Origin of the sequence: Methylobacterium sp. (genome assembly GCF_028290105.1) — a bacterium.
In the GTDB taxonomy this organism is placed as follows: domain Bacteria; phylum Pseudomonadota; class Alphaproteobacteria; order Rhizobiales; family Beijerinckiaceae; genus Methylobacterium.
The window spans coordinates 1-4,243 of record NZ_JAQGKL010000228.1; the positions used below are offsets into that span (position 1 = coordinate 1).

Consider the following 4,243-nt stretch of genomic DNA (forward strand, 5'->3'; position numbering starts at 1 on the left):
CCGATGCTCATCAGCGAGGCGGTGAACCCGGCCTCGACGGCCGTCAGGCCCCGGTCGTGCAGGACCAGCGGCAGCCAGCCGAACATGATGTAGGCCAGGGACGATTGCAGGCCCATGAAGCCCGTGACCTGCCAGGCCAGACGATCGCGCCAGAGGCCGGCGCGCCGCGCGGTGCCGGCGGCGGTCTCGGGCGCCTTGGCGAAAGGCGCCCAGGCCATCGTCGCCAGCAGAGCGGGCACGGCCCAGAGCGCCAGCGCCGTCGGCCAGCCGCCGAGGCCATCGGCGAGGGGCACGGACAGGCCCGCGCCGGCTGCGGCACCGAGGCAGAGCACCATCGTGTAGAGCCCGGTCACCACACCGGTGGCGCCGGGAAAATCGCGCTTGACGAGGCCGGGGAGGAGCACGCCCGAGAGCCCGATCCCGAAGGCCGCGAGGCAGGCCCCGAGGAAGAGCGGGAGGATGCCGCCGAAACCCCGCAGGGCCGAACCGCCCGCCACGATCGCCACCGCCAGGAGTACGCCCCGGTCCGCGCCGAGACGGCGGATCACGAGCGGACCGAGGGTGCAGGCGAGTCCGATGCAGAGCACCGGCAGGGTCGTGAGGAGCGCCGCCCCGGCGGCGGTCAGCCCGGTCTCGGCCCGGATGCGCTCCAGGAGCGGACCCACCGTGGTGAGGGCCGGGCGCATGTTGAAGGCGACGAGCATGATGCCGAGGCCGAGGAGGATCGGCCGGCGGGTCGACGACAGGGCTTGGCTCACGCGGGTCGGCGCCTCGCGGCCAGCGTCCAGAGTAGCGCCCCGGCCCAAAGGAGGGCGAAGGGCACATCGCCGAACTGCGCGTAGATGGTGCGGCCCGCGATGCGGGCGGGAAGGTTCGCGTCGAGGATGCCCTCGACGCCGAGGGGCAGGCTCGCGGTGATGCGGCCGTAGGCGTCGACGACGCCGGAAATCCCCGTATTGGCGTCGCGCACCAGGGGCAGGCCCTCCTCGACGGCGCGCAGGCGGGCCTGCGCGAAGTGCTGGCGTGGCCCGGGCGTGTCGCCGAACCACGCGTCGTTGGTCAGGTTGAGGATGAGGCCGGGCACGGGCGGCGGACCGCTCGGTGTGGCGCTCGGCACGATGGCGCCAGGAAAGATCGCCTCGTAGCAGATCGTGGCCGCCACCGGCGGCAATCCGGGCACGCTCATGATGCGCTGGCGCGCACGATCCCCGGCCGTGAAGCCGCCTGGAATCGACACGAACTGGCGGATGCGCAGGGCCCGCAGCGTCGCGTCCAGCGGCCCGGGCAGGTACTCGCCGAAGGGGACGAGGTGGACCTTGTCGTAGGTGTCGCCGAGTTTCGGGCCCGCCGCGACGGTCAGGATGCTGTTGAAGAAGCGCGGGCGCGCCTCGCCTTCCGTCGCCTCGGCGCGCGCAGCACCCGTGATGAGCTGCTTGCCCGGCGGGAAAGCGGCAGCGATCCGCGCCAGGGCCTCGGGGTCGCGCTGGATCAGGAAGGGAAACGCCGATTCCGGCCAGATCACGTGGGTGACGTCGGCGATGCCGGTGCGGTCCGGGGCGGAGGCGCGGTCGCTCAGCTCTAGATAGCGGTCGAGGATGTCTTGCCGGTTCTCGGGCCGGAACTTGGCATCCTGGTTCAGGTTCGGCTGGACGAGGCGCAGGCGCACGCCCGCCACATGGGGCGACGGCGCCGCCGGCACGCGCGCCGCGCCGAAGGCCGCCAGGGCCAGGAGGGCCAGGGCCGCGAGGGCCGAGGGTGCGTAGCGCCCCGCTTTCGTTTCGGACACCGCCAGGGTCGCGGGCGCGGCCGCGACCGCGACCGCCAGCAGGGTCAAGCCGTAGAGGCCGACCACGGACGCGCCCTGCATCAGCCAGAGGTTCTGCCCGAGCGCCATGCCCAGCGTGTTCCAGGGAAACCCCGTGAAGAGATGGCCCCGCAGCCATTCGCAGGCGGCGAGCCCCACCGCGAGGGCGACGAGGCGCGCGGCGCCGCGCGTCCAGAGCAGACGCGCCAGCGCGAAGCCGGCGGCGTAGAACAGCGCGAGCACGGCCGGGAGCCCGAGCACGCCGAGAGGCAGCGCCCAGAGGAATTCCTCGGCCTCCACCAGGAAGGCCGAGCCGAGCCACCACAGGCCGGCGGTGAGGTAGCCGAAGCCCCAGGCCCAGCCGATGAGCGCGGAGGCGAAGACGGCGCCGCGCCGCGCGTGCCGACCCGTGGCGGCGCCGTCGATGAGCCAGACCGCGACGCCGAGCGACACCACGAGGGCAGGAAACAGGCCGAAGGGCGGCATCGCCAGGGCGCCGAGGGCGCCGGCCCCGAACGCCACGGCGATCCGGCGCCAGCCCGAGGTCAGCATCACCCACTGCGCCAGGGACGCGAGCGGTCCTACCACCGAACCGCGCGCGACCCGGTCCATCGCTGCCGCGGTCATCGGAGGATTTCGCTCGACGGCACTCGCGTCACGGGGCCGGTACTTCGGCGGTGGGCGACGGTGCCGGCAGGGCCAGCGGGACCACGGCGGTGATGCGGGCGTCTCCGCGCTTCAGGCGCAGGCGCTTCACCCGCCGCGGATCGGCGTCCAGCACCTCGAATTCGAGGTCGCCGGGGCCGCTGATCAGTTCGCCGCGCGAGGGGACGCGCCCGGCCAGCGTCACGATGAGGCCGCCGATCGTGTCGATCTCCTCGGCCATGTCGCCGACCGCCGCCACCAGATCGACGCCGCTCGCCGCCGACACCTCTGCGAGCCCCGCCCGGGCATCGGCGACGAACACATCGCCCTCGCCCTCGACGCGCTGGATCAGGTGGCCTTCGGCGACGTCGTGTTCGTCCTCGATGTCGCCGACCACCATCTCGATGAGATCCTCGATGGAGATCAGCCCGTCCGTGCCGCCGTATTCGTCGATGACGAGGGCCATGTGGGTGCGCGTCGCCTGCATCCGGACGAGGAGGTCGATGGCGGGCATCGAGGGCGGCACGAAGAGAACGGGGCGCTGGATGCGGGCCGCCGCCAGGGTGACCGAGAGGTCGACGCTGGCGAGGTTGAGGGTGCGCAGGGCCCGCGCACCCCTTCGCGCGCGTGGCGGCAACACGGGCGCGGCGGCCTCGCCCTCCGGCTGACCCGTTGGAGCACGCCGGATGCCGGCCTCGGCCCGGCCGGCGATGTGGTCGACGAAATCGCGGATGTGGACCATGCCGCGCGGATCGTCGAGCGTCTCGCCGTAGACCGGCAGGCGCGAATGGCCCGCCGTGCGAAACAGCTTCATCAGATCGCCGAGGCTCGTCTCCATCGACACCGCGACGATGTCGGCCCGGGGGATCATCACGTCGTCGACCCGCACCTTGTGCAGGCCGAGCACGTTCTTGAGCATGGCGCGTTCGAGGGGCGAGAAGGCGTTCTCGCCGGTGTCGGGCTCGGCGAGCGCGTCCTCGATATCGTCGCGCAGCGAATCGCGCGGGCGCAGATGGAAGACGTGCAGGAGGCGGTCGTACCAGGGCTCGCGCGCCTGGGGTTCAGCGTCACCGGAATTGGGCGCGGCCTGGGCCGCGCCGCGACTTCGATCGTTTGTCATGTCTCTCTGGTCTGGGATGTCTGGCGGAAGAACCGCTCACTCCGCGCCGGGTTCGGCGGCATAGGGGTCCGGGACGCCGAGCGTGCGCAGGGCCGCCACCTCGAGCGCTTCCATCGCGTCGGCATCGGCCTCGCCGGTCTCGTGGTCCTGACCGAGCAGGTGGAGGGTGCCATGGACAAGCAGGTGCGCGAGGTGGTCGCTGAGTGGCTTCGACTGCTCGGCACTTTCGCGCAGCATCGTGTCATACGCAAGAACGACATCGCCCAGCGGCACCGGCACGCCCGCATGGGCGGGTTGCGCGGGCGCCGGAAAGGACAGAACGTTCGTGGGCTTGTCCTTGCCGCGCCAGGTCTTGTTGAGGGCCTGAACGGCGGCGTCGGTGGTGAGCAGGATGCTGATCTCGACCGCACCCTCCAGCGGCTCCGGCGCGATCGCCAAGCCGGCTTCCACCGCGCGAATCACGAAAGCCTCAAGGTCCGGGGTCACGGCCTCCCAACGCGGATCCTCGATGGCCACGTCGATCTCGGGCGCGATGGCGGCCCGGGTGCCCGTGCTCACGACAGGGGCCTGCGACGCGGGGCCAGACTGCGGTCCGCCTCGCTCTCGCCGTGCGAGGCCGCCTCGTAGGCGGTGACGATGCGGCGCACGAGGTCGTGGCGCACCACGTCGACATC

At 72.3% G+C, this 4,243-nt stretch carries 3 protein-coding genes and 2 pseudogenes; all 5 read right to left on the reverse strand.

Annotation, left to right across the window (positions count from 1 at the left end; all coding sequences use genetic code 11):
• A pseudogene (locus tag JWQ05_RS16170) lies at positions 1–758 on the reverse strand (cyanate transporter); the annotation flags it as partial.
• Positions 755–2,431, reverse strand: a complete 1,677-nt coding sequence (gene lnt, locus JWQ05_RS16175) for an apolipoprotein N-acyltransferase (RefSeq protein ID WP_299660376.1) — start codon at positions 2,429–2,431, stop codon at positions 755–757. The gene lnt and the pseudogene JWQ05_RS16170, both read right to left, overlap by 4 nt.
• 28 nt (positions 2,432–2,459) lie before the next feature.
• Positions 2,460–3,569: a CBS domain-containing protein gene (locus JWQ05_RS16180; protein ID WP_299660378.1), complete on the reverse strand. Its 1,110-nt coding sequence runs from the start codon at positions 3,567–3,569 to the stop codon at positions 2,460–2,462.
• A gap of 36 nt (positions 3,570–3,605) precedes the next feature.
• The gene (gene ybeY / locus JWQ05_RS16185) at positions 3,606–4,103 is read right to left on the reverse strand and encodes an rRNA maturation RNase YbeY (RefSeq protein ID WP_299660380.1); all 498 of its coding nucleotides are present in this window, start codon (positions 4,101–4,103) and stop codon (positions 3,606–3,608) included.
• A gap of 20 nt (positions 4,104–4,123) precedes the next feature.
• Positions 4,124–4,243, reverse strand: a pseudogene (locus JWQ05_RS16190) (phosphate starvation-inducible protein PhoH); the annotation flags it as partial.

Bases quoted from the DNA above. Each gene is read 5' to 3' on its own strand.
- lnt (WP_299660376.1), bottom strand. From the start codon at position 2,431: ATGACCGCGGCAGCGATGGACCGGGTCGCGCGCGGTTCGGTGGTAGGA.
- JWQ05_RS16180 (WP_299660378.1), bottom strand. From the start codon at position 3,569: ATGACAAACGATCGAAGTCGCGGCGCGGCCCAGGCCGCGCCCAATTCC.